We start from the raw sequence: 24,699 nt of genomic DNA on the forward strand, positions 1-24,699 counted from the left end.
ATCGCCGACATTACACCGTTAACGCCGTTTACGCCGCGTCTGTTTTGCTTTTGTTTTGACGATAACTTCTGGGACGGCAGGTTGTTCTATTGGAAAAACGGGTAATGCGTTCAGTAGACGCTTACCATAATTTTTGGTCAACAAACGCTTATCATAAATCACCACCTCGCCCCAGCAGCTATGGCTGCGAATCAGGCGTCCGACCTGCTGAATCAGGTTAAAGGAGGCGCTTGGCAGACTCTGCACTTCAAACGGATAGCGGTTCAGGCTCTTCAGCCATTCGCCTTCGGTAATCACCACCGGACTGTCTATTGGTGGGAAGGCAATCTTATGAATATGTACCTGGCTGAGCAGCTCACCTTTGAGATCCAGCCCTTCGGCAAAGGACTGTAGCCCCACCAGCACGCTCCGTTCTCCCCCTTCAACGCGCTTGCGGTGCAGTTCCACCAGCCGGTAGCGCGGCTTATCACCCTGTACCAGCAAGAGCAGGCGCAGATCGGGAACATGTTCCAGGAAGCGCTGCATCGCCCGCCCGCTGGCGAACAGCACCAGCATCCCGAGATGCTTTTTACTTTCGACCTGCTCACGAAAATAAGCCGCCATTTCAGCAATATGCTGCTCTTCGTTATCGATAAGCGGCTCATAGTGCATCCGCGGAATAACGATTTTGCCCTGCTCGACATGGTTAAAGGGGGAATCCAGCGCCACGAAACGGTCGCCGGCCTTCTCTTTCAACCCGCTCATCTCCTGCAGGCGTGAAAAGCTGTTCAATGAGCGCAGGGTGGCGGAGGTGACGACAATATGCGGCACGCTGCGCCACAGCAGTCGTTCCAGCTGGTCGCTGACGCGAATACCGACGCAGTGAAACCAGATATGCGGCTGACCGTCGCGCATGTCGCGCGTCACCCATTTGGTGACCGGCGCACCGGATGACTGCGCCAGCGACGCCAGCCGCCACAGCTTGCTCTGGCTTTCAAACATCCCCAGCGCACGGTTCATTTGCAGCAGAATCCGATGCAGGCGCACCACGTCGTGGCTGGCGGTTTTTTCCCCGAGGTCGTTAAGAAAGAGCTCCGCCAGCCCACGCAGCATCTCGGTCAGTTTCGCCAGGCGCAGGCAGATATCCATCACCTCCTGCGGCAACTCGCCCATTGGAAAACGGTGCTCGGCTTCCTGGCCGGCGGGCATATAGAGATTAAGGATAGCGTTCAGCGAGGCTATCAGCTCATACAGCTCCTCGCAGTGGCCGGTCAGGCGCTCGGGGTTAGCCAGCGGCGGCGTGGTTTTCGGCCGAAACTGCTCCATACAGGTCGCTATCAGCTTACTGAACAGATCCAGCTGTAGCCGGTACCAGGGGGCCGTCATCTCCGCGCTCATTTCCAGCGCGTCGCGGGCGACGTCCGGCAGATGATGGCCTTCATCGAGCACCAGCAGCAGGTTTTTCGGCTCCGGCAACACGGCTTCGCTCTCCATCGCCGCCATCACCAGCGCATGGTTAGCCACCACCACTTCCGCTTCCTGGATTTCTCGCCGGGCGACGAAGAACGGACATTCACGATAGTAGTGGCAGTTGCGATTGAGGCAGCTGGCTTTGTCGGTGCTCAGGCGACTCCATAGCGCATCATCGACAGGTTTATCGGTGTGATCGCGCAGACCGTCCCAGCGGTAGCTGTCGAGGTCGGTTTTCAGCGTCGCGCACAGCTTCTGTTCAGCCTGATTATTCGGCGTGAGATCATCATCGAGAAACGCCAGCAGGTCCTGCTGCGTCGGTTCGGTGCTGGCTAGCGCGGCCAGGTTGCGCGGGCAGACGTAGCGCCCGCGACCGAAGGCGGCGGTAAAACGCAGATCGGGAATAATTTTGCGCAGCAGCGGCAGATCTTTGCTGTAGATCTGATCCTGCAGCGCGACGTTGGCGGTACTCACCACCAGCGTTTTCTGTTCTTCACGGGCAATGGCGATGCCGGGAATCAGGTATGACAAGGTCTTCCCGACGCCGGTGGGCGCCTCAATGGCCAGGTGGCGGCCTTCTTCCCCGGCCAGCGTTTTTGCCACATCGGCAATCATCTGCCGCTGCGGCGGACGGGGAATAAAATCCGGAATCTGTTCCTGAAGCGCCTTATACCAGGCGGCGATTTGCGCTTTCAGCGCAGCGGTCAAAGCCATGAGAAAACCTGAATACTGTATAAACAGCCACTATTGTGACACTTTTTGCCTGACAGGAGGAATGACTTTCTGCGCAATGTGGAACGCAGCTCGGGATTTGTCAATGTACCGGCCGGGAATCACAGGGTTGGCGAGGGAAACACCCGGAGACAGCATGTGCGCGGCCTGCGGATGGTGTTACGTCATCCGGACAAACCGTGTTGCCCGGATGACGTACAGGTAGCGGGAGGCGGTTACTCGGCGGCCGCAGGTTTACGCGGGCGACGGCGGCGCTGTTGCTCGCCGGCCGGTTTCGCCTCGCCGCCGCGGCGTGAAGGTTTTGCCCCGGCTTTCGGCGCTTCGCCGTCGTTACGGCGCGGCGCAGACTGGCTGCGCCCCTGCCCCTGACCGCTACGGCCCTGGCTCTGGCCGCGACCGCCACCACGCTGCTGGCGACCGTTTTGAATCGGCTCCGCTTTGATAGACGGATCCGGCGCGTAGCCGTCGATGGCGATGCGCGGGATCTCTTTTTTCAGCAGACGTTCGATATCATGCAGCAGTTTATGCTCGTCGACGCAGACCAACGACAGCGCTTCGCCGGTAGCGGCTGCGCGACCGGTACGGCCGATACGGTGAACGTAATCTTCCGGTACGTTAGGCAGCTCGAAGTTGACGACGTGCGGCAGCTCTTCGATATCCAGACCGCGCGCGGCGATATCCGTCGCCACCAGCACGCGAATACCGCCGGATTTAAAGTCGGCTAATGCGCGAGTACGCGCCCCCTGGCTCTTGTTGCCATGAATAGCCGCGCTGCGGATACCATCTTTGTTCAGCTGCTCGGCCAGGTGGTTGGCACCATGTTTGGTACGGGTAAAGACCAGCACCTGCTGCCAGTTTCCTTCACCGATCATCTGCGACAGCAGTTCCCGCTTACGTTTCTTATCAACGAAATGGACGTGCTGCGTCACCTGCTCGGAAGCGGTGTTACGGCGAGCCACTTCGATTTCCAGCGGGTTATGCAGCAGCTTTTCCGCCAGCGCTTTGATGTCGTCGGAGAAGGTCGCGGAGAACAGCAGGTTCTGGCGCTTCGCCGGGAGCTTCGCCAGCACGCGGCGAATATCATGGATAAAGCCCATATCCAGCATGCGGTCGGCTTCATCAAGCACCAGAATTTCAACCTTGTCCAGGCTGACGGCATTCTGATGTTCAAGATCCAGCAGGCGTCCGGGGGTCGCCACCAGAATATCGACGCCGCTGCGCAGCTTCATCATCTGTGGGTTAATGCTCACTCCGCCGAAGACCACCAGCGAGCGAATATTCAGGTATTTGCTGTAATCGCGAACGTTTTCGCCGATCTGCGCCGCCAGTTCACGCGTTGGCGTGAGGATCAGCGCGCGCACCGGGCGACGGCCTTTAGCATGCGGCTCTTTCTGAATCAGATGCTGCAGGAGCGGCAGGGTAAAGCCTGCCGTTTTGCCGGTGCCGGTCTGGGCGCTGGCCATCAGATCGCGTCCCTGCAACACCGCAGGGATAGCCTGCTGCTGAATTGGGGTTGGCTCAAGGTAACCCTGCTCGGCGATAGCGCGCAGGATATCAGGGTTCAGGCCAAGGGAATCAAAAGACATAACAACTCCAAACCACCCCGGCCCGTGACAGGCGTAGTTTTCGGGGAGATTATTGCGAATAGAGATGGCAAAAACCACAATGCCATAAAGGGGCGCAGTCTAGCAGGTTTTGTGACGCAGCGCATAAATATCCCCTCTGAGCCTCTACGCCGGATAATCCTCGCCACGGGCGTCTTGCCAGGATCATGCGGAAAACGCGCAAGAGAGTCGCCACTGCGCTGGACAGTATCGCCAACGGGACATACTCTTAATCAATCGATTGATTAATTTTTATAGTGCGATGATGACAACCCCTGTGACAAGCAAAGGCGAACAAGCCAAAAGCCAGCTCATTGCCGCAGCCATCGCCCAGTTCGGCGAATACGGCCTGCACGCAACCACCCGCGATATTGCCGCGCAGGCCGGGCAAAATATCGCGGCGATCCCCTACTATTTTGGCTCCAAGGACGATCTCTATCTCGCCTGCGCCCAGTGGATTGCCGATTTTATCAGCCACAATTTTCGTCCGCATGCCGAAGCGGCGGAAACGCTGCTGGCGGCACCTTCGCCAGACAGGGCGGCGATTCGGCTACTGATTCTGCGCGCCTGTCAGAATATGATTTTGCTGCTGACCCAGGATGACACGGTCAATTTGAGCAAATTCATCTCCCGCGAGCAGCTTTCCCCTACCCCGGCCTACCAGCTCATCCACGGTCAGGTGATCGCGCCGCTCCATCGCTACCTGACCCGCCTGATCGCCGCATTTACCGACCTTGATGCCGATGACACGCACATGATTCTGCACACCCACGCGCTGCTGGGTGAGATTCTCGCCTTCCGCCTCGGGCGGGAAACTATTTTGCTGCGTACCGGATGGACGCAGTTCGACGAAGAAAAAACTGAGCAAATTTACCAGGTTATCGCCTGCCATATTGATTTCGTTCTGCAAGGGTTATTGCAAAGGAGCCAGGGATCATGAAAAAACCCGTCATCATCGTTCTGTTAGCACTGCTGCTGATTGCCGCATTCGGCGGCGGCTGGTGGTGGTATCAAAGCAGCCAGCAGAGGGAGCTGACCCTGTATGGCAATGTCGATATTCGCACCGTGAATCTGAGCTTCCGCGTCGGCGGACGGCTGGCCTCGCTGAACGTTGATGAAGGCGATAAGATTCAGTCCGGGCAAATATTAGGTCAGTTGGATCGTGCCCCATATGAGAACGCCTTACAGCAGGCCCAGGCGAATGTCTCCACCGCTCAGGCGCAATATGACCTGATGATGGCCGGCTACCGGGCGGAAGAGATAGCCCAGGCCGCCGCCGCCGTCAAACAGGCGCAGGCCGCGTACGATTACGCGCAGAACTTCTACCAGCGCCAGCTGGGGCTGCGTCAGAGCAGCGCCATCTCGGTTAACGATTTGGAAAACGCGCGCTCCTCCCGCGACCAGGCTCAGGCGACGCTGAAGTCCGCGCAGGACAAGCTAAGCCAGTATCGCGCCGGCAACCGTCCGCAGGAAATCGCCCAGGCCAAATCCAGCCTTGAACAGGCGCAGGCGGCCCTGGCACAGGCCAGACTCAATCTGCACGATACCACGCTTACCGCCCCGTCCGACGGCACGCTGATGACTCGCGCCGTCGAACCGGGCAGCATGCTCAGCGCTGGCGGCACGGTCATGACGCTGTCGCTGACTCACCCGGTATGGGTCCGTGCCTACATTGATGAAAAAAATCTCGGCCAGGCGGTGCCCGGACGAGAAGTGCTGCTCTATACCGATAGTCGCCCGAATCAGCCCTGGCACGGCAAAATTGGCTTCGTGTCGCCGAGCGCCGAATTTACGCCGAAGACCGTAGAGACGCCGGATTTACGGACTGACCTCGTCTATCGCCTGCGTATTGTCGTCACCGATGCCGATGATTCGCTGCGCCAGGGGATGCCGGTGACCGTCACCTTCGGCGGCGGGAACGGACATGAGTGAGGACGTTATCACGCTCAGCGGGCTAACCCGCAGCTTCCCCGGCATGGACCGGCCCGCCGTGGCGCCGCTCAACTGCACCATCCGCGCCGGCTATGTGACCGGCCTGGTCGGCCCTGACGGCGCCGGGAAAACCACCTTGATGCGCATGCTCGCCGGGCTACTGAAGGCCGATGACGGCACCGCCAGGGTGATCGGTTTCGACCCGATTGCCGACGACAGCGCCCTGCACGCGGTGCTCGGCTATATGCCGCAAAAATTCGGCCTCTACGAAGACCTGACGGTCATGGAAAACCTCACGCTGTATGCCGACCTGCGCAGCGTTACCGGCGAGACGCGCAGGAAAACCTTCGCCCGCCTGCTGGAATTTACCTCCCTCGGCCCCTTTACCGACAGGCTGGCCGGGAAGCTTTCCGGCGGGATGAAGCAAAAGCTGGGCCTCGCCTGCACCCTGGTGGGCGAGCCAAAAGTCCTGCTGCTCGATGAGCCAGGGGTCGGGGTTGACCCTATCTCCCGTCGTGAACTGTGGCAAATGGTGCACGAACTGGCGGGCGACGGGATGCTGATCCTCTGGAGCACCTCTTACCTTGATGAGGCGGAACAGTGCCGCGACGTCCTGCTGATGAATGAAGGCCAGCTGCTTTATCAGGGCGAGCCGAAAGCGTTGACCCAAACCATGGCCGGGCGCAGTTTTCTGGTCTCCAGCCATGAAGAGAATAACCGTCGCCTCCTGCAACGCGCGCTGAAGCTGCCGCAGATCAGCGATGGCGTGATTCAGGGGAAATCGGTCCGCCTGATCCTCAAAAAAGAGGCCACTGTTGAAGAGGTGCAGCGCAGCGATAGCATGCCGACGCTGGAGATGACCGAAACCGCACCGCGCTTTGAAGACGCCTTCATCGATCTGCTGGGCGGCGTCGCGACCGCGGAATCGCCGCTGGGCGACATTATCCATCGCGTAGAGGGTACGGCCGATGAAACGGTGATTGCAGCGCAGAGCCTGAGCAAAAAATTCGGCGACTTCGCCGCCACCGACCACGTCGATTTCAGCGTCAAGCGTGGGGAAATTTTCGGCCTGCTTGGCCCCAACGGCGCCGGCAAATCCACCACTTTTAAAATGATGTGCGGCCTGCTGGTGCCGACCTCCGGCAAGGCGCTGGTACTGGGAATGGATCTGAAAGTCAGCTCCGGGAAGGCGCGCCAGCATCTCGGCTACATGGCGCAGAAGTTTTCGCTGTACGGCAACCTGACCGTGGAGCAAAACCTGCGCTTCTTCTCGGGCGTTTACGGCCTGCGTGGTCGGGCCCAGAACGAGAAAATCGCCCGGATGAGCGACGCCTTTGGTCTGAAAAGCATCGCCAGCCATGCGGCCGATGAGCTGCCGCTGGGCTACAAGCAGCGTCTGGCGCTGGCCTGCTCGCTGATGCATGAACCCGATATTCTGTTTCTCGATGAGCCGACATCAGGTGTCGACCCGATTACCCGCCGCGAGTTCTGGCTGCATATTAATAGCATGGTGGATAAAGGGGTGACGGTGATGGTGACGACCCACTTTATGGATGAGGCCGAATATTGCGATCGCATTGGTCTGGTGTATCACGGCAAGCTGATCGCCAGCGGCACGCCGGATGCGCTCAAAGAACAGGCGGCAAACGATCAACAGCCCGATCCGACGATGGAGCAGGCCTTTATCACTCTGATTCACAACTGGGATAAGGAGAATGCCGGTGAGCGCTAAAATTCTGTCATGGCGCCGCGTGCGCGCCCTGTGCGTCAAAGAGACGCGGCAGATAGTTCGCGACCCCAGCAGCTGGCTGATTGCGGTGGTCATTCCGCTGCTGCTGCTGTTTATCTTCGGCTACGGGATCAATCTCGACTCCAGTAAACTCAAAGTCGGCGTCCTGCTGGAGCAACAAAGCGAAGAGGCGCTGGATTTCGTCCACGCCATGACCGGCTCACCCTATATTGACGCCACCGTCAGCGACAATCGCCAGCAGCTGATTGAAATGATGCAGGCCGGGCGCATCCGTGGGCTGGTGGTCATCCCGGTGGATTTCGACCGGAAGATGGCGCGCCCCGGCGATGATGCTCCCATCCAGCTGATTACCGACGGCAGCGAACCCAATACCGCCAACTTTGCCCGGGGCTACGTGGAGGGCATCTGGCAAATCTGGCAGCAGCAGCGCGCGCAAGACCGCGGGGAAACCTTCGAACCGCTGATTGATGTCCAGATGCGCTACTGGTTTAACCCTGCGGCTATCAGCCAGCACTTTATTATTCCCGGCGCCATTACCATTATTATGACGGTGGTCGGCGCGATTCTGACCTCGCTGGTGGTGGCCCGCGAATGGGAGCGCGGGACCATGGAGGCGTTGCTGTCGACGGAAATCACCCGCGCAGAGCTGCTGCTGTGCAAGCTGATTCCCTACTATTTCCTCGGCATGCTGGCGATGCTGCTGTGTATGCTGGTGGCGGTGTTCATCCTCGGCGTGCCGTTTCGCGGTTCGCTGGTGGTTCTGTTCTTGATAACCAGCCTGTTTTTGCTCAGCACCCTCGGGATGGGGCTGCTCATTTCGACCATCACCCGTAATCAGTTTAACGCCGCGCAGGTCGCGCTGAACGCCGCCTTTCTGCCCTCGATCATGCTCTCCGGGTTTATTTTCCAGATCGACAGCATGCCGGCGGTGATCCGCGCGGTGACCTATATCATCCCGGCGCGCTATTTCGTCAGCACGCTGCAAAGCCTGTTTCTCGCCGGTAATATTCCGCTGGTGCTGCTGGTGAACACGCTGTTTTTAATTGCCTCGGCGGTGATGTTTATCGGTCTGACCTGGCTGAAGACCAAACGTCGGTTGGATTAGGTTTTGCCCGGTGGCGCTACGCTGACCGGGCCTACGGTTTAACCAACATCGATTATACGGTTCGCCGATCCCGTAGGCCGGGCAAACGCAGTGCCGCCCGGCGTTGTTGAATGGGCCAAAGGAGCTACTATGTTTCATCGCTTATGGACCTTGATTCGTAAAGAGCTGCAATCGCTGCTGCGCGAGCCGCAAACGCGCGCCATTTTGATTATGCCGGTGCTGATTCAGGTGCTGCTGTTTCCCTTCGCCGCGACGCTGGAGGTGACCAACGCCACCATCGCCATCTACAACGAAGACAATGGTCGTCACGCGGTAGAGCTGACCCAGCGTTTCGCCCGGGCCAAAGCCTTCACCCATGTGATGATCCTCAAAAGCCCGCAGGAGATTCGCCCGACGATCGATGAGCAAAAAGCGCTGTTGCTGATCCGCTTCCCGGCGGACTTCTCGCGCAATCTCGACACCAACCAGCCCGCGCCGCTCCAGCTCTTACTCGACGGCCGCAACTCGAACAGCGCGCAGATCGCCGCCAACTATCTCCAGCAGATAGTCAAAAACTATCAACAGGAGTTGCTGGAAGGGAAAGCGAAGCCGAACAACAGCGAGCTTATCGTGCGCAACTGGTATAACCCGAATCTCGATTACAAATGGTTTGTGGTGCCGTCGCTTATCGCCATGATCACCACCATCGGCGTGATGATCGTCACCTCTCTCTCGGTGGCCCGCGAGCGGGAGCAAGGCACGCTCGATCAGCTGCTGGTTTCGCCGCTGGCCACCTGGCAAATTTTCGTCGGCAAAGCGGTTCCGGCGCTGATTGTCGCCACGCTGCAGGCAAGCATCGTGCTGGCTATCGGCATCTGGGCGTATCAAATCCCGTTCGCCGGTTCGCTGCTGCTGTTTTACTTTACGATGGTCATTTACGGTCTGTCGCTGGTGGGGTTCGGCCTGCTGATTTCATCGTTGTGCTCAACCCAGCAGCAGGCTTTCATCGGCGTTTTCGTCTTTATGATGCCGGCGATCCTGCTCTCCGGCTACGTCTCACCGGTTGAGAATATGCCGCAGTGGCTGCAGGACGTGACATGGATAAACCCGATTCGTCACTTTACTGATATCACCAAGCAGATTTATTTGAAGGATGCGAGTCTGGAGATTGTATGGGGAAGTTTGTGGCCGCTACTGGTCATAGCGGCCACGACCGGCTCAGCGGCATATGCGATGTTCCGCAGAAAGATCGCCTGATCCCCGTCATCGTTCAGGCTGCCTCGGCGTTGGCTTCCTTACTCACCCCGGTCACATAGCTATCTATGCTCCCGGGGATTCGTCGCGTCGCCGCCTTGATGCAGTCCGAACGCTTTAGGGGATCCTTGCTATCGTTCAGCCTGCCTCGGCGTTGGCCTGATTACCCGGTCCGTCCTGGGCCTCGCCACGTCGGCCCGGTCGCACAGTTATCTATGCTTCTGGGGATTCGCTGCGTTGCCGCCTTGTTGTAGCCCGAACGATTTAGCGTATCTGTTTTTATCTTTCGCCAACAGCGACACCACTGCCGGGCCTGCCAGAATCGCCACCCCGGCGACGGCCAGCAGCAGATTATTGTGCAGCACGCGCGAAAGTAGCCACAGCACGATAACCGCCACGCCAAAGTACCAGGTGGTGGTAAGCTCCTCAAGGAAGTCACCGACATCACGCCAGCGGGCTTCCTGGTGGCGCTGTAAAAACAGCATCGACAGTAATGTGACGCCGTACAGTACGCACAGCCCTAATCCGACGCGAACCAGCGCGCCACTCATCCAACCCATCACCAGTACTGCCACGACCAGTAGATGCAACATAATCTGCCAGCAACTGAGGCCAGTTGCGACGCGTACACGTTGTTGCCACTTCATGGCTTCTCTCCTGAAGGATCTTTATCTGTAACTCAGAGTACCGCACTTTACGGAAAATTCCGGAACACCGCATCTTTTTGTGACACCTACTACACTATTTCATTCAGGAAAGTGACATTGACCGGAGAAACATGGCTGAGCAAACGGGCGGATTTTCGTTAAACGTGCTGACAATTAACATTCATAAAGGCTTTACGACGTTTAATCGACGCTTCATGTTGCCGGCACTGCGCGACGCCATCCGCAGCGTCAGCGCCGACATCGTCTGTCTGCAGGAAGTCACCGGGGCGCATGAGATTCATTCGCTGCAGATCGAAAACTGGCCGGATCGCAGCCATTATGAGTTTCTTGCCGATAGCCTGTGGAGCGAATACGCCTACGGACGCAACGCGGTCTACCCGGAAGGGCATCACGGCAATGCCGTGCTCTCCCGCTTTCCTATTGAATATACGGAAAATGTTGATATCTCCGTTGGCGACAGCGAAAAGCGCGGTCTGCTCTACTGCCGGATTGTAGCGCCGCAAGGCGCGGCGCTACACCTGTTTTGTGTGCACCTCGGCCTGAGGACGCGGCAGCGATCGGCCCAGCTGGCGATGCTCGCCAGGCGGGTCAACGACCTGCCCGCCCGGCAGCCGGTGGTGGTGGCCGGCGATTTTAACGACTGGCGCCAGCAGGCCAACCGGGTGCTCAAGTCGCAGGCCGGGCTGGAGGAGATCTTTACCCGCGCCCATGGCCGCCCGGCGAGAACCTTTCCGGCGCGTTTTCCGCTCCTGCGCCTTGACCGGATCTATGTGAAAAATGTGCATGCCAGCCACCCGACGGCGTTGCCGCTTCGACCCTGGCGTCACCTCTCCGATCATGCCCCGCTGAGTGTGGAGATTCATTTATGAAATGCCGCTGGCAGGAAGGAAACCGTATTCTGCTTCTGGAGAACGGCGATAACTATTACCCGGCGCTGTTTGCCGCCATCGCCCGCGCGCAGCGAAAAGTGATCCTCGAAACGTTTATCTGGTTTGAAGATGACGTGGGCTGGCAGCTACACGCCGTGCTGCTAAAAGCCGCACGCCGCGGGATACGGGTCGAAGTGCTGCTCGACGGCTACGGTTCCCCCGATCTGAGCGAGCGTTTCGTCAATGAACTGAGTGCCGCCGGCGTGATTTTTCGCTACTACGATCCGCGCCCGCGTCTGTTCGGCATGCGGACCAATCTGTTTCGCCGCATGCACCGCAAAATCGTGGTGATCGATGAGACGACGGCCTTCGTCGGAGGCATCAATTACTCCGCCGAGCATATGACCGACTACGGCCCGGAGGCAAAACAGGACTATGCCGTTCAGGTGGAGGGGCCGGTGGTGCAGGATATCCTGCAATTTGAGCTGGAGAATCTCCCGGCCAGCGAAGAGACCCGCCGCTGGTGGCGTCGGCGTCGCCACCAGCCGGCAATCAACCGCAGCCCCGGGGAAGCACAGGCGCTGTTTGTCTGGCGGGATAATCACGAACATCGCGATGATATTGAACGCCATTATCTCAAGATGCTGGCTAACGCCCGCCGGGAAGTGATCATTGCCAACGCCTACTTTTTCCCCGGCTACCGGCTGCTGCATGCGATGCGTAACGCCGCCCGCCGCGGCGTGCGGGTTAAGCTGATTGTGCAGGGCGAGCCGGATATTCCGATCGTTAAAGTCGGCGCCCGCCTGCTGTATCGCTACCTGGTCAACGGCGGCGTACAGGTTTTTGAGTATCAGCGCCGACCGCTGCACGGCAAAGTTGCCCTCGCCGATGACCATTGGGCTACCGTCGGCTCAAGCAATCTTGACCCGCTCAGCCTGTCATTAAATCTGGAAGCCAACCTGATTATCCACGATCGCCAGTTTAACCAGACCTTGCGCGATAACCTCAACGGGCTGATCGCCGAGGACTGTCAGCAGGTGGACAAATCGATGCTGCCAAAGCGCAGCTGGTGGAATTTGGCTAAGAGCGTGCTGGCATTCCACTTTCTGCGTCACTTCCCGGCATGGATAGGCTGGCTGCCTGCCCATACGCCGCATCTGGCGCGGGTGCGCCCGCCGGTACAGCCAGAAATTGAGACTCAGGATCGGCTGGATGCGACGAATCAGGAGGTGAAACCCTGATGGCAAAATCGTCCCCTCGCAGGCGGATGGCGAAAAAGATCTTCACCGTCATTTTCCTCCTCGCCGTCACCGCTCTGCTGGTGGTTTACGCGCAAAAGGTGGACTGGCCGGCGGTATGGAAGGTGATTCGTCACTATGATAGTGCCGTCCTGCTCGGCGCTATGGGGCTGACGATAGTAAGCTACCTGATTTATGGCTGCTACGATCTGCTGGGGCGTGCCTGGTGCGGACACAAACTGGCTAAACGGCAGGTGATGCTGGTGTCGTTTATCTGCTACGCCTTTAATCTGACCCTCAGTACCTGGGTAGGCGGTATCGGGATGCGCTACCGCCTCTATTCGCGCCTGGGTTTGAGCGGCGGGACCATTACCCGTATTTTCTCATTGAGCATTACCACCAACTGGCTGGGCTTTATTCTGCTGGGCGGCGTCATTTTCACCGCCAATCTGGTGGCGCTACCGGCGCAGTGGTATATCAGCCAGGGCACGCTGCGGCTCATCGGCGGCGGGCTGCTGGCGATGAGCGCGCTTTATCTGTGGGCCTGCGCATTCGCCCGCCGACGCCATCTGACTCTTAAAGGCCAACGGCTGGTACTGCCGTCATGGCGGTTCGCTCTGCTGCAAATGGCGCTTTCGGTGGCCAACTGGATGGTGATGGGCGCGATTATCTGGCTGCTGATGGCGCAGCAGGTTGATTATTTCCTGGTGCTGGGCGTGCTGCTGGTCAGCAGTATTGCCGGCGTCATTGTGCATATTCCGGCCGGGATCGGCGTGCTGGAAGCCGTTTTTATCGCGATGCTTTCCACCGGGTCGATTAGCCGCGGCGAGATTATTGCCGCCCTGCTGGCCTGGCGCGCGCTGTATTACTTTTTGCCGCTGCTTATCGCTACCGTCGGCTATCTGCTGCTGGAGAGTCGGGCGAAAACGTTACGCGAAAAGAATCAGCGTAAGCTGGCGGACGGATAAGAGAGATGGCCGGAGATAATCTGCGCTCCCCGGGCCAGATACAGCCCGGGGACCCGAAGCCTTAACGGCGGTTGCCGAAAATACGCAGCAGCATCAGGAACAGGTTGATAAAGTCCAGATACAGCGTCAGCGCGCCGAGAATGGAGTACTTACGCAGCGTTGAGGTGTCACGGGTATCGATCTGCTCGCCGATATTTTTCAGCTTCTGCGTGTCGTAAGCGGTCAGGCCGACAAACACGATCACCCCGATATAGGTAATTGCCCACATCAGCGCTTCGCTCTTCAGCCAGAAGTTGACCAGCGAAGCCAGGACAATACCAATTAAGGCCATAAACAGCATGTTGCCGAAACCGCTAAGATCGCGCTTCGTGGTATAGCCGTAAAGGCTCATTATCCCAAACATCCCGCCGCTGACCACAAAGGTGCTGGCAATCGACGAATAGGTGTAGACAAGGAAGATGCTGGATAGCGTCAGTCCGGTCAGCGCCGAATAGAGCATAAACAGCGTAGTCGCCATCCCTGCGCTCAGGCGCTGCACCATCCCAGAGAGCACGAAGACCAGCGCCAGCTGGGCGATAATTAAACCAAAAAAGGTTATTTTGCTGGAAAAGACGAACATCATGACCGCCGGCGTATTGGCGGCAAACCAGGCAATGAATGCCGTCAACAGCAGCCCGACCGTCATCCAGCCGTACACCTGGGCCATATAGGTTTGCAGGCCGCCGCGCGCCTGAACAATAGAATCTGAACGAGGGAATCTGTCCATGACTGTCTCCTGATTAACACGTTTTATCTTATTAAGCGTATCACACTACCAGCGCTCTGCCGCCTGACGATCGCTATCGCGCGCATCTACCCAGCGTTCGCCTTCCGCTGTCGCTTCCCGTTTCCAGAACGGCGCGCGGGTTTTCAGGTAATCCATAATGAATTCCCCGGCGGCAAACGCGCTGCTGCGGTGCGCGCTGGTCACGCCAACAAACACAATCTCTTCGCCAGGCCACATTTCGCCGATGCGGTGAATCACCGTCACCCGGCCGAGCGGCCAGCGTTCCCGCGCCAGCTCAACGATTTCCGCCAGCGATTTCTCCGTCATTCCCGGATAGTGTTCGAGGGTCAGCGCCTTCACGCTGTCCCCGAGATTATGATTACGTACTTTCCCGGTAAACGTGACCACCGCGCCGTCTTCATCGCGCTCGGCCAGCCACGGATATTCGTCGCCGACGCAAAAACGATCGCGACTGACGATGATGCGAGTCTGCGTCATTTAACCTCCCGTAACCGGCGGAAAGAACGCCACTTCGTCGCCGGACACCAGCGGGTGGTCAAAGGGGGTCAGCGTCTGGTTTACCGCCGCCAGCAGCTTGCCCTCTTCCAGCGCCAGCGCCCAACGTTCGCTGCGACCGGCAAGCTGACACCGCACGGTTTCGACCGTCGACAGCGCATCGACCTCGAGGGTCAGGGATTCGGTGCCAACCAGTTCGCGCACCTGGGCAAAAAACAGAACCTTAATCATGCGTCTCGTCCGCCTTGAAATCCCCGGATTTGCCGCCGCTTTTCGCCAGCAGACGCACCGGGCCAATCACCATATCTTTTTGTACCGCTTTGCACATATCGTAAATCGTCAGCGCCGCCACGGAGGCGGCGGTCAGCGCTTCCATCTCCACGCCGGTTTTGCCGGTCAGACGGCACAGCGACTCGATGCGTACCCGGTTGTGTTCCGGCTGAGCCTGCAAATTGACTTCGACTTTACTCAGCATCAGCGGATGGCACAGCGGGATCAGCTCCCAGGTGCGTTTTGCCGCCTGGATACCGGCGATACGAGCGGTGGCGAAGACATCGCCTTTGTGGTGACTGCCGTCGATGATCATCGCCAGCGTCGTCGGGCGCATTTCAACATAGGCTTCAGCCCGGGCTTCGCGTACCGTCTCGGCCTTGGCAGAAACATCGACCATGTGCGCCTCGCCGGCGGCGTTAATATGGGTGAGTTGTGACATCGCTTATTTCTTAAGATGAGAGATAAAGTTACAGGGCCGCGTACGGGCATCCAGCTGCGGGGCAATGATATTTTCCCACGCGGTGCGGCAGGCTTTGGTTGAGCCCGGCATGGCAAAAATCAGCGTGCGATTCGCCATGCCGGCAATGGCGCGGGATTGCAGCGTCGATGTGCCGATTTCTTCGAAGGACAGCATGCGGAAAACTTCACCAAACCCTTCGACTTCACGGTCAAACAGCGGCCGCAGCGCTTCCGGCGCCTGATCGCCATCGGTAAACCCGGTTCCACCGGTGATCAGCACCACCTGCACATCATCGCTGGCTATCCACGCCGAGACCCGGGCGCGGATGTCGTAGCGGTTCTCTTTAACTATCGCCTTATCGACAATATGGTGGCCCGCCTCCTGCGCCGCATCACGCAGCCAGTGACCAGAGGTATCATCCTCTTCGCCGCGTCGGCTGGAGACGGTGAGAATAGCAATACGGGTCGGGGTAAACTCAGCGCTGGCCTGACTCATCTGTTCGCTCCTTTAGAATGAATTATCCGCCAATATACGACAGGTTTTGCGTAATACCGGTGTTGCCCTGATGCAGGAAATGGGTTTGTTTTTTCTGGGTTAATGCTGCGGAGATGCGCGCTTCCAGCGCCGCCTGCTGCTGGTCCTCGACAAGCAGGTCGCGCAGTTCCACGCCGCCGTCGCCGAACAGACACAGATGCAGTTTGCCTACGGAGGAGACACGAAGACGGTTGCAGCTGGCGCAGAAATCCTTCTCGTACGGCATGATTAAGCCTATCTCCCCGGCGTAGTCCGGGTGACAAAAGACCTGGGCCGGGCCGTCGCTGCGTTGGCTGATTTGGTGAATCCAGCCGCGACGCAGCAATTCATTGCGCAGCACGATGCCGGAAATGTGGTGGCGTCGGAACAGGTCGCTGCCCTCGCCGGTTTCCATAAGCTCAATGAAACGCAGCTGAATACGTCGGGGTTGGATCCACGCGAGGAAGGTATCGAGCTGATGATGGTTCACATCGCGCATCAGCACGGTATTGACCTTCACCTTCTCAAAACCGGCGGCAAAGGCGGCATCAATACCGTCCATCACCTGGTGAAATTTATCCTGCCCGGTAATGGCGTGAAACTGGCGCGCATCAAGGCTGTCAACGCTGACGTTAATCGCCGTCAGTCCGGCATCACGCCACCGGCTGACGTCGCGCGCCAGGCGATAACCATTGGTGGTGACCGCTATCTGGCGAATCGCGCGGTTTTCACGTACGGCGGCGATGATATCGGCAAAGTCGCGGCGCAAAGAGGGTTCGCCGCCGGTCAGGCGCACCTTCTCGGTGCCGAGCGCAGAAAACGCGCGCGTGACCCGGCGTACTTCATCAACGCTGAGAAAGCCTTTGTTGGTGACGGCGCCGGGCTTGTAGCCATCCGGCAGGCAGTAGGTGCAACGAAAGTTACACACATCGGTAATCGACAGGCGCAAGTAATAAAACTTACGCGCAAATGCATCGGTAAGCTGTGAAGCCATATACACCTTTCCAAATACGGGAGACGCGGTCATTTCTTCCCGCGCCCTGGTGACAAGCGAAGCTGTCACGGCCAAAGCACCATATCTTGCGACACAGGCACAGAGGCTAGAGTGTTAACTGGTTATGCCGATAGTAGCGCGGAAACGACTGTTTCGCCATTTTCGCTTTCGTTATATAATCATGTATATATCGAGGCAATCGTGCATTTTCGTTACAGAATAGCTAAAAACCAGGCTTTTGCATTGATATCGGTCATTTTGTCAGGATCCGGGCATCGTCTTTTAGGGGTAGATCGGTTACTGTGAGCCCGTTCAACAGAGATAAGGAATGTGTATGCGCACTCGTACGTTCGCCGATCTGGATCGCGTCGTGGCACTTGGCGGGGGGCACGGTCTGGGCCGGGTGATGTCGTCGCTCTCATCGCTCGGCTCACGTCTGACCGGGATCGTCACGACTACCGATAACGGCGGTTCCACGGGGCGAATTCGCCGTTCCGAAGGCGGTATAGCCTGGGGAGATATGCGCAACTGCCTTAACCAGCTGATCGCCGAACCCAGCATTGCCTCGGCGATGTTTGAGTACCGTTTCGCCGGTAATGGCGAACTTTCCGGACATAACCTCGGAAATCTGATGTTAAAGGCCCTCGACCACCTGAGCGTGCGGCCTTTAGAGGCGATTAATTTAATCAGAAATCTGCTAAAAGTGGACGCATTCCTGATCCCGATGTCGGAACAACCGGTGGATCTGATGGCCATTGACCACGAAGGTCATGAAGTCTATGGCGAAGTCAATATCGACCAGTTGCCAGGTGTCCCGAAGGAGCTGATGCTCACTCCGCCGGTGCCCGCCACCCGCGAAGCGGTAGAGGCCATCGCGGAAGCCGATTTAATCCTGATTGGGCCCGGAAGTTTCTACACCAGCCTGCTGCCAATTCTGCTGCTCGATGAGATGGCGCAGGCTCTGCGCCGGACGCCGGCGACAATGGTCTTTATCGACAATCTCGGCAAAGAACATAGCCCGGCAGCGAATCTGACGCTGGCGGACAGGGTCGGGATTATGGAGCGCTATATTGGCAAGCGGGTGATCGATGCCATCGTCGTTGGGCCGAAAACCGATACGAGCGGACTGGAAAACCGGGCGATCGTTCAGACCCCGCTGGATGCCGCGGATGTCCCCTATCGCCACGATCGGATGCTGTTACGCAACGCGCTGGAAAAAGCTATCCAGACCTTAGGTTAGCTCGCGGCCAGCGAGAAGAAGCGGGTAATGACGCGTCAGACCTTTATATTAAAATGTTAAGGTTGTCTTAAAATAAAAGTGGCACCATGGCAACTATCTTAGTCCCAGGATAGTTGCTATGTCGTTATTCGCTTTACGTCGGCCGGTCATGAGCCGTACGGTTTATCTGATAATTTTTGCCCTCTATGTCGGGCTGCTGCTCAATCTTGCGTTTTATCGACAGGTGTTCACCCTGCTGCCGGTAAACGGTCTGCACAACTGGCTGGTATTCCTCAGTATGCCGGTGGTTGCCTGCAGCGTGATGAATATTCTCACCACGCTCGCCTCTTTCCTCAGGCTCGACCGCCTCGTTATTAGTCTGTTTATTTTGCTCAGCGCCTCGGCCCAGTATTTTATCTGGACCTTCGGGGTCGTCATCGACCGCGCCATGATTACCAACATTCTGGATACCACGCCGGCGGAAAGCTTCGCCCTGATGTCCGTTAAAATGGTGCTGACGCTGGGACTGTCCGGTGTGCTGATGGTCGCCCTGGCCTGGTGGATAAAAATCAGTAAAGCCAAAACGCTGTGGCGCAGCATCGCGGTACGTCTGCTGAATATCCTCGTCTCGGCCCTGCTGATCGTTCTGGTCGCGGCGCTGTTTTATAAAGATTACGCCTCGGTCTTTCGCAACAACAAAGAGCTGGTGAAATCCCTGAGCCCCTCGAACAGCATCGTCGCCATCAACTCGTGGTACGCGCACAATCAGATGGACAACCTGCCGCTGGTAAAAATTGGCGAAGATGCCGTGCAAAAACCCGAAATGCACAGCGGTCCGCGCAAAAATCTGACCATCCTGGTGCTGGGAGAGACATCGCGCGCGCAAAATTTCTCGCTGGGCGGCTATGAACGCGAGACCAATCCGCGACTCAAACAAGATGATGTCATCTACTTTGCCAACACCACCTCGTGCGGCACGGCCACCGCGGTGTCGGTACCCTGTATGTTCTCCAACATGCCGCGCGCGCATTACGATGAAGAGCTGGCCCACCATCAGGAAGGCGTTCTCGACATTCTGCAACGCGCCGGGGTTCGGGTATTGTGGAACGACAATGACGGCGGCTGTAAGGGCGCCTGCGATCGCGTCCCGCATCAGAACGTGACCGACCTGAACCTGACCGGCCAGTGCATCGATGGCGAATGTTACGATGAAGTGCTGTTCCATAATCTGGAGAACTATATCGACAATCTGCAACAAGACGGGATTATCGTGCTGCACACCATCGGTAGCCACGGCCCGACGTATTACAATCGCTACCCTGCTGAATTCAAAAAATTCACCCCAACCTGCGATACCAACGAAATCCAGAGCTGTACCCAGCAGCAACTGACGAACACCTACGATAATACGATTCTGTATATCGATTATATGGTTGATAAGACGATAAAATTACTGCAGTCGAAGCAGGATAAATTCACCACCAGCCTGGTTTACCTCTCCGACCACGGTGAATCGTTGGGTGAAAACGGCGTCTATTTACACGGACTGCCGTGGTCAATCGCCCCGGAAACGCAAAAGCACGTGCCGATGCTAATCTGGTTATCTCCGGATTATCAACAGCGCTATGGCGTTTCCAGCCAGTGTCTGCAACAAAGAGCTAAAACAGACCCTTACTCTCAGGATAATCTGTTTTCCACCTTGCTTGGACTTCTTGGGGTCAATACCCACGAGTACCAGGCAGCCGATGATATTTTAACGCCGTGCAGAAGCGAGACCGCCAGATGAAAATCTTAGTCATTGAAGACGACGCACTCCTGTTACAAGGCCTGATCCTGGCAATGCAAAGCGAGGGATACGTCTGTGACGGCGTCGCCACTGCGCACGAGGCCGCCTTGTCCCTCGCCAGCAACCATTACAGCCTGATCGTACTCGATCTCGGCCTGCCGGATGAGGATGGCCTGCACTTCCTGACGCGAATGCGCCGGGAAAAATTCAGCCAGCCGGTTCTGATCCTGACCGCCCGCGATACCGTTGAAGACCGCATCAGCGGTCTCGATACCGGCGCGGATGACTATTTAGTGAAACCTTTCGCCCTGGAAGAGCTGAACGCCCGTATCCGCGCGCTGCTCCGCCGCCATAACAACCAGGGCGACAACGAAATGGCCGTGGGCAACCTGCGACTGAACATCACCCGTCGCCTGGTGTGGCTGGGCGGCGAGGCGCTGGACCTGACGCCGAAAGAGTACGCCCTGCTCTCTCGCCTGATGATGAAAGCGGGCAGCCCGGTACACCGTGAAATTCTCTACAACGATATCTACAGCTGGGACAATGAACCCGCCACCAACACGCTGGAGGTTCATATCCATAACCTGCGCGAAAAAGTGGGCAAAGCCCGCATTCGTACCGTCAGAGGGTTTGGCTATATGCTGGTGAATAATTCGGGAACGGAATAACGCTATGGCACTGTTCGCAAGCGAAACCTGGACCATGCGTCACCGCCTGCTGCTGACAATCGGCGCTATTCTGGTGGTCTGTCAGTTGATCAGCGTTTTCTGGTTATGGCACGAAAGCAAAGAGCAGATTCAGCTGCTGGTGGAGAGCGCCATTGACCGACATAACAACCAGAAGCACATCGAACACGAAGTGCGCGAAGCGGTCGCCAGCCTGCTAATACCCAGCCTGCTGATCGTCGGCCTGGCGCTGTATATCAGTCTGGTGGCGGTGAGAAAAATCACCCGGCCGCTGTCGAATCTGCAAACTGAGCTTGAAAGCCGGACGCCGGATAACCTGCAGCCGATTACGCTGACGGAGTCGGTTCCGGAAGTGACGGCGGTGACGACGGCGATTAATCAGCTGGTTTCTCGCTTGAACTTAACCCTCGATCGCGAACGGCTGTTCACCGCTGACGTCGCGCACGAGCTGCGCACCCCGCTTGCGGGACTGCGTCTGCATCTGGAGCTGATGGCGAAAGTGCACCACGTGGAGGTGAGTCAGTTGCTCCAGCGTCTGGATCAGATGACCAACAGCATCTCACAGCTGCTGCAGCTGGCGCGCGTCGGGCAGTCATTCTCCGCCGGGAGCTACCAGCGCGTGCTGCTGAAAAAGGATGTGGTCGAGCCGATTCACGGTGAGCTGGAGAGCATGCTGGAACAACGCCAGCAAACGCTGGAGCTCTCCTTCCCTGACGGAGATGACAACAAGGATGTTGTTGTCTCCGGCGATGCCACCCTGCTGCGCGTTGTGCTGCGTAATCTGGTGGAGAACGCACATCGCTATAGCCCGGCGGGGTCGAAGGTAAAAATCGCCGTACAGGCCGGTACAACGCCGGTTATGGCCGTGGAAGATGAAGGTCCGGGGATTGATGAAGCGAAAAGCGGCGAGCTGAGTAAAGCTTTTGTCCGCATGGACAGCCGCTACGGGGGCATTGGCCTGGGATTAAGTATTGTGACGCGCATCGTTCAGCTGCACGAGGCCCAGTTCTTCTTACATAACCGCCAGCCGGGCCCCGGCGTCCGGGGCTGGATTCTGTTTCCTAAGTCTTCGCGTTAGAAAGTCAGCACCCACTGATGGAAAAAAGCGACAATCACGCCAAAAGCGCAGATAACGGCCAGAGACTCACGGAAGGTTAATTTTTGCATGACACTATCCTTATCAGAATGGGGATAGTGTCGCCTGGCAATATTAAGCAGACATTAAGCCAGCCCGAAAACGGCGCGGAATAACAAAAAATCAGCGTCCCGACACACTGACGGGCTCCGTGCGGCGGCGCATCGCGGGCTGCGGATCAGGATGCCGCGATAAACAGCTCGCGCAGCTGATGCAGCTGGTCGCGGATTTGCGCGGCCTCTTCGAACTCCAGATTCTGCGCATGTTGCATCATCTGCCCTTCCAGCTCGTGGATTCTCTGCTGTAGCGCTTTTGGCGTCAGCAGCACCTCCGGTATATCCGCCTCAACCGGCGAACGTGATTTTCCGCGCCCTTTGGCTTTGGTCTTCGCCAGATTGCTGCCGAGCTGCAGAATATCGACCACTTTTTTATTCAGCCCCTGCGGGGTAATGCCGTGCTCTTCGTTATAGCGCTGCTGCTTCTCACGGCGACGCTCGGTCTCGCTGATGGCTTTCGCCATCGAAGCGGTAATTTTATCGCCGTACAGAATCGCTTTACCGTTGATGTTACGCGCGGCGCGGCCAATGGTCTGAATCAGCGAGCGCTCCGAACGCAGGAAGCCCTCTTTATCGGCGTCCAGAATCGCCACCAGCGACACTTCCGGCATATCCAGCCCTTCACGCAGCAGGTTGATACCGACCAGAACATCGAACTCGCCCAGCCGCAGGTCGCGGATTATCTCCATACGCTCGACGGTATCGATATCGGAGTGCAGGTAGCGCACGCGCTCGCCGTGCTCTTCAAGATATTCGGTTAAATCTTCCGCCATCCGTTTAGTCAAAGTGGTGACCAGCACGCGCTCGTTAATGGCCACGCGGAGGCGAATTTCCGACAGCAGGTCATCGACCTGAGTCGCGACCGGACGCACTTCAATCAGCGGGTCAAGCAGCCCGGTCGGACGGACTACCTGATCGACCACCTCATCACCGGATTTATCCAGCTCATAAGGACCCGGCGTCGCCGAGACGTAAATGGTCTGCGGCGCCAGCGCTTCAAACTCTTCGAACTTCAGCGGGCGGTTGTCCAGCGCCGACGGCAGACGGAAGCCGTACTCCACCAACGTCTCTTTACGCGCCCGGTCGCCGCGGTACATGCCGCCGATTTGCGGAATGGTGACGTGGGATTCGTCAATCACCAGCAAACCGTCTGCCGGCAGGTAGTCAAACAGCGTCGGCGGCGGTTCGCCCGGCCCGCGCCCGGAAAGATAGCGCGAGTAGTTTTCGATACCCGAGCAGTAGCCCAGCTCGTTCATCATTTCGAGGTCAAACTGCGTCCGCTGGGACAGCCGCTGCTCTTCGAGCAGCTTGTTGTTGTCCAGCAGCGTCTTCCGCCTGTCGGTCAGCTCGACTTTAATCTCCTCCATCGCCTGCACGATACGCTCACGTGGCGTCACGTAGTGCGTTTTCGGGTAGATGGTGTAGCGGGGAATCGTCGATTCAACCTGACCGGTGAGTGGGTCAAACAGCGACAGCCGCTCAACCTCTTCATCAAACAGTTCGATACGCAGCGCAATATCGTCGGATTCCGCCGGAAAGACGTCGATCACTTCACCGCGCACGCGGAAGGTGCCGCGCTGGAAGGCCTGATCGTTACGGGTATACTGCAACTCCGCCAGGCGGCGCAAAATCGCCCGCTGGTCGATCAGCATGCCGGTGGTCAGGTGCAGCATCATCTTCAGGTAAAGGTCCGGGTCGCCCAGACCATAGATAGCCGATACCGAGGCCACCACCACCACATCGCGCCGCTCAAGCAGCGCTTTGGTCGCCGACAGACGCATCTGCTCGATATGCTCGTTCACCGAGGCGTCTTTCTCGATGAAGGTATCTGAGCTCGGCACATAGGCTTCAGGCTGATAGTAATCGTAGTAGGAGACGAAATACTCCACCGCATTGTCCGGGAAGAACTCTTTCATTTCGCCGTACAACTGCGCCGCCAGGGTCTTATTCGGCGCCAGCACCATCGTCGGACGCTGAAGATCGGCGATAATGTTAGCAATGGTGAACGTCTTGCCCGACCCGGTCACCCCCAGCAGCGTTTGATGCGCCAGACCATCTTCCAGCCCCTCTTCCAGGCGTCGGATAGCCTCCGGCTGGTCGCCAGAAGGACGGAATGCGGAATGCAGCGTGAACGTTTTACTCATATGTCTGACCCTGAAGAAGGATGAAGCGCCTGGTTAACTGCGGCAGGTGTTTAATTCTACCCTTCACGCTGACTTTTGCCAATAAATAATACTGGATATACAAACAGTATTCAATTACTGTTTGTACCTGAAATCATCCGCACTTGCGTCTTTTTGGGGCAAAAATGGGCCATCCTGCAGAATAATTCGCCGGCCAGTAGGGTTATCCCCAAAAAAATTTGTCATTTAACATTTGTCAAGCAAGGCGATGAATCTTTTATGGCAACAGGTGACACTTTCCTTACAACCATTGCTTTTATTTAACTAATTGATATTTAATGACATTAAACAAAAGACGGGTTTAGCGCCAATTCAGCCGCAGGCCGCGTAATCTCTAGCTTACCGCAAGTTCTCTAACTCTAATGCACAAGGTTATCCACAGGAATAGTGGATAACTGTCTGCAGGCCAAGGCTTCAGCCACCCCGCACAAATCGACCGTCGGTGAAAATCGGGCGCCTAAAAAAAATTATCGAATTATTTTTGATATTTATCAGCTAAGGGCACCTGCCTTTTTGTTGCTTTCTGCACCATTTTTCATAGGCCTCAGCACCGGGAGAGTGCAA

The 24,699-nt window shown here is 57.4% G+C and carries 22 protein-coding genes and 1 riboswitch; of the genes, 12 read left to right on the plus strand and 10 right to left on the minus strand.

All coding sequences use genetic code 11. The features are described 5' to 3' along the window. Positions 1–18 precede the first annotated feature (18 nt). Both dinG and rhlE read right to left on the minus strand, forming a co-directional pair. On the minus strand, positions 19–2,163 hold the full coding sequence (gene dinG / locus CWM52_RS10560) for an ATP-dependent DNA helicase DinG (RefSeq protein WP_100684057.1): 2,145 nt from the start codon (positions 2,161–2,163) through the stop codon (positions 19–21). Positions 2,164–2,396: 233 nt separating this feature from the next. Then, positions 2,397–3,767 (minus strand): ATP-dependent RNA helicase RhlE, encoded by a 1,371-nt coding sequence (rhlE, locus tag CWM52_RS10565; RefSeq protein ID WP_100684058.1) that lies wholly within the window; start codon positions 3,765–3,767, stop codon positions 2,397–2,399. Positions 3,768–4,047: 280 nt separating this feature from the next. Between rhlE and cecR the strand changes: the two genes are divergently transcribed. The 5 genes from cecR to CWM52_RS10590 all read left to right on the plus strand — a co-directional run bounded on the left by cecR (position 4,048) and on the right by CWM52_RS10590 (position 9,808). Continuing rightward, positions 4,048–4,725, plus strand: a complete 678-nt coding sequence (cecR, locus tag CWM52_RS10570) for a transcriptional regulator CecR (protein WP_100684059.1) — start codon at positions 4,048–4,050, stop codon at positions 4,723–4,725. After that, entirely contained in the window at positions 4,722–5,717 is a 996-nt protein-coding gene (gene hlyD / locus CWM52_RS10575) for a secretion protein HlyD (protein ID WP_100684060.1), read from the plus strand. The genes cecR and hlyD overlap by 4 nt, the downstream gene beginning before the upstream one ends. Further along, on the plus strand, positions 5,710–7,449 hold the full coding sequence (locus CWM52_RS10580) for an ATP-binding cassette domain-containing protein (protein ID WP_100684061.1): 1,740 nt from the start codon (positions 5,710–5,712) through the stop codon (positions 7,447–7,449). Before hlyD ends, CWM52_RS10580 begins: the two co-directional genes overlap by 8 nt. Further along, positions 7,439–8,572 (plus strand): ABC transporter permease, encoded by a 1,134-nt coding sequence (locus CWM52_RS10585; protein WP_165785373.1) that lies wholly within the window; start codon positions 7,439–7,441, stop codon positions 8,570–8,572. Before CWM52_RS10580 ends, CWM52_RS10585 begins: the two co-directional genes overlap by 11 nt. A 129-nt stretch (positions 8,573–8,701) precedes the next feature. Then, complete coding sequence (locus tag CWM52_RS10590; RefSeq protein WP_100684063.1) at positions 8,702–9,808, plus strand: ABC transporter permease; 1,107 nt, start codon at positions 8,702–8,704, stop codon at positions 9,806–9,808. 206 nt (positions 9,809–10,014) lie between these two features. Here the strand turns inward: CWM52_RS10590 and CWM52_RS10595 are convergent, their stop codons facing one another. Then, complete coding sequence (locus CWM52_RS10595; RefSeq protein ID WP_100684064.1) at positions 10,015–10,452, minus strand: YbhQ family protein; 438 nt, start codon at positions 10,450–10,452, stop codon at positions 10,015–10,017. Positions 10,453–10,583: 131 nt separating this feature from the next. Here CWM52_RS10595 and CWM52_RS10600 point away from each other — a divergent pair, with 131 nt between their 5' ends. Genes CWM52_RS10600 through CWM52_RS10610 form a run of 3 tightly spaced genes read left to right on the plus strand, consistent with a single transcriptional unit; the run spans position 10,584 to position 13,548 of the window. Further along, complete coding sequence (locus CWM52_RS10600) at positions 10,584–11,342, plus strand: endonuclease/exonuclease/phosphatase family protein (RefSeq protein WP_100684065.1); 759 nt, start codon at positions 10,584–10,586, stop codon at positions 11,340–11,342. Next, positions 11,339–12,583 (plus strand): cardiolipin synthase ClsB, encoded by a 1,245-nt coding sequence (clsB, locus tag CWM52_RS10605; protein WP_100684066.1) that lies wholly within the window; start codon positions 11,339–11,341, stop codon positions 12,581–12,583. Before CWM52_RS10600 ends, clsB begins: the two co-directional genes overlap by 4 nt. Then, positions 12,583–13,548 carry a lysylphosphatidylglycerol synthase domain-containing protein gene (locus CWM52_RS10610; RefSeq protein WP_100684067.1) on the plus strand — a complete coding sequence of 322 codons (966 nt, stop codon included), beginning with the start codon at positions 12,583–12,585 and terminating at the stop codon, positions 13,546–13,548. The genes clsB and CWM52_RS10610 overlap by 1 nt, the downstream gene beginning before the upstream one ends. A 61-nt stretch (positions 13,549–13,609) precedes the next feature. Here the strand turns inward: CWM52_RS10610 and CWM52_RS10615 are convergent, their stop codons facing one another. From CWM52_RS10615 to moaA, 6 genes are all read right to left on the minus strand, one after another. Then, positions 13,610–14,314 (minus strand): Bax inhibitor-1 family protein, encoded by a 705-nt coding sequence (locus CWM52_RS10615; protein ID WP_100684068.1) that lies wholly within the window; start codon positions 14,312–14,314, stop codon positions 13,610–13,612. A 45-nt stretch (positions 14,315–14,359) separates the two neighbouring features. After that, entirely contained in the window at positions 14,360–14,812 is a 453-nt protein-coding gene (gene moaE, locus CWM52_RS10620) for a molybdopterin synthase catalytic subunit MoaE (protein ID WP_100684069.1), read from the minus strand. Continuing rightward, complete coding sequence (gene moaD / locus CWM52_RS10625) at positions 14,813–15,061, minus strand: molybdopterin synthase sulfur carrier subunit (RefSeq protein ID WP_100684070.1); 249 nt, start codon at positions 15,059–15,061, stop codon at positions 14,813–14,815. Next, positions 15,054–15,542, minus strand: coding sequence for a cyclic pyranopterin monophosphate synthase MoaC (gene moaC / locus CWM52_RS10630; protein WP_100684071.1), 489 nt, complete (start codon positions 15,540–15,542; stop codon positions 15,054–15,056). The genes moaD and moaC overlap by 8 nt, the downstream gene beginning before the upstream one ends. A gap of 3 nt (positions 15,543–15,545) precedes the next feature. Beyond that, the gene (gene moaB / locus CWM52_RS10635; RefSeq protein WP_100684072.1) at positions 15,546–16,058 is read right to left on the minus strand and encodes a molybdenum cofactor biosynthesis protein B; all 513 of its coding nucleotides are present in this window, start codon (positions 16,056–16,058) and stop codon (positions 15,546–15,548) included. Positions 16,059–16,080: 22 nt separating this feature from the next. Beyond that, entirely contained in the window at positions 16,081–17,070 is a 990-nt protein-coding gene (gene moaA, locus CWM52_RS10640; RefSeq protein WP_100684073.1) for a GTP 3',8-cyclase MoaA, read from the minus strand. Beyond that, a riboswitch (molybdenum cofactor riboswitch) is annotated at positions 17,058–17,196 on the minus strand. (Overlaps the previous gene by 13 nt.) Positions 17,197–17,404: 208 nt before the next feature. Here moaA and yvcK point away from each other — a divergent pair. The 4 genes from yvcK to pmrB all read left to right on the plus strand — a co-directional run bounded on the left by yvcK (position 17,405) and on the right by pmrB (position 21,839). Further along, positions 17,405–18,310, plus strand: coding sequence for a uridine diphosphate-N-acetylglucosamine-binding protein YvcK (yvcK, locus tag CWM52_RS10650; RefSeq protein ID WP_100684075.1), 906 nt, complete (start codon positions 17,405–17,407; stop codon positions 18,308–18,310). 118 nt (positions 18,311–18,428) lie between these two features. Further along, positions 18,429–20,075, plus strand: coding sequence for a phosphoethanolamine transferase EptA (gene eptA / locus CWM52_RS10655; protein ID WP_100684076.1), 1,647 nt, complete (start codon positions 18,429–18,431; stop codon positions 20,073–20,075). Further along, entirely contained in the window at positions 20,072–20,743 is a 672-nt protein-coding gene (gene pmrA, locus CWM52_RS10660) for a two-component system response regulator PmrA (protein ID WP_094898452.1), read from the plus strand. The genes eptA and pmrA overlap by 4 nt, the downstream gene beginning before the upstream one ends. 4 nt (positions 20,744–20,747) lie before the next feature. After that, the gene (pmrB, locus tag CWM52_RS10665) at positions 20,748–21,839 is read left to right on the plus strand and encodes a two-component system sensor histidine kinase PmrB (protein ID WP_100684077.1); all 1,092 of its coding nucleotides are present in this window, start codon (positions 20,748–20,750) and stop codon (positions 21,837–21,839) included. Positions 21,840–22,074: 235 nt separating this feature from the next. Here the strand turns inward: pmrB and uvrB are convergent, their stop codons facing one another. After that, positions 22,075–24,096 carry an excinuclease ABC subunit UvrB gene (gene uvrB / locus CWM52_RS10670; protein WP_100684078.1) on the minus strand — a complete coding sequence of 674 codons (2,022 nt, stop codon included), beginning with the start codon at positions 24,094–24,096 and terminating at the stop codon, positions 22,075–22,077. Positions 24,097–24,699 lie beyond the last annotated feature (603 nt).

The organism is Raoultella sp. T31 (assembly GCF_002806725.1).
Classification (GTDB): domain Bacteria; phylum Pseudomonadota; class Gammaproteobacteria; order Enterobacterales; family Enterobacteriaceae; genus Klebsiella; species Klebsiella electrica.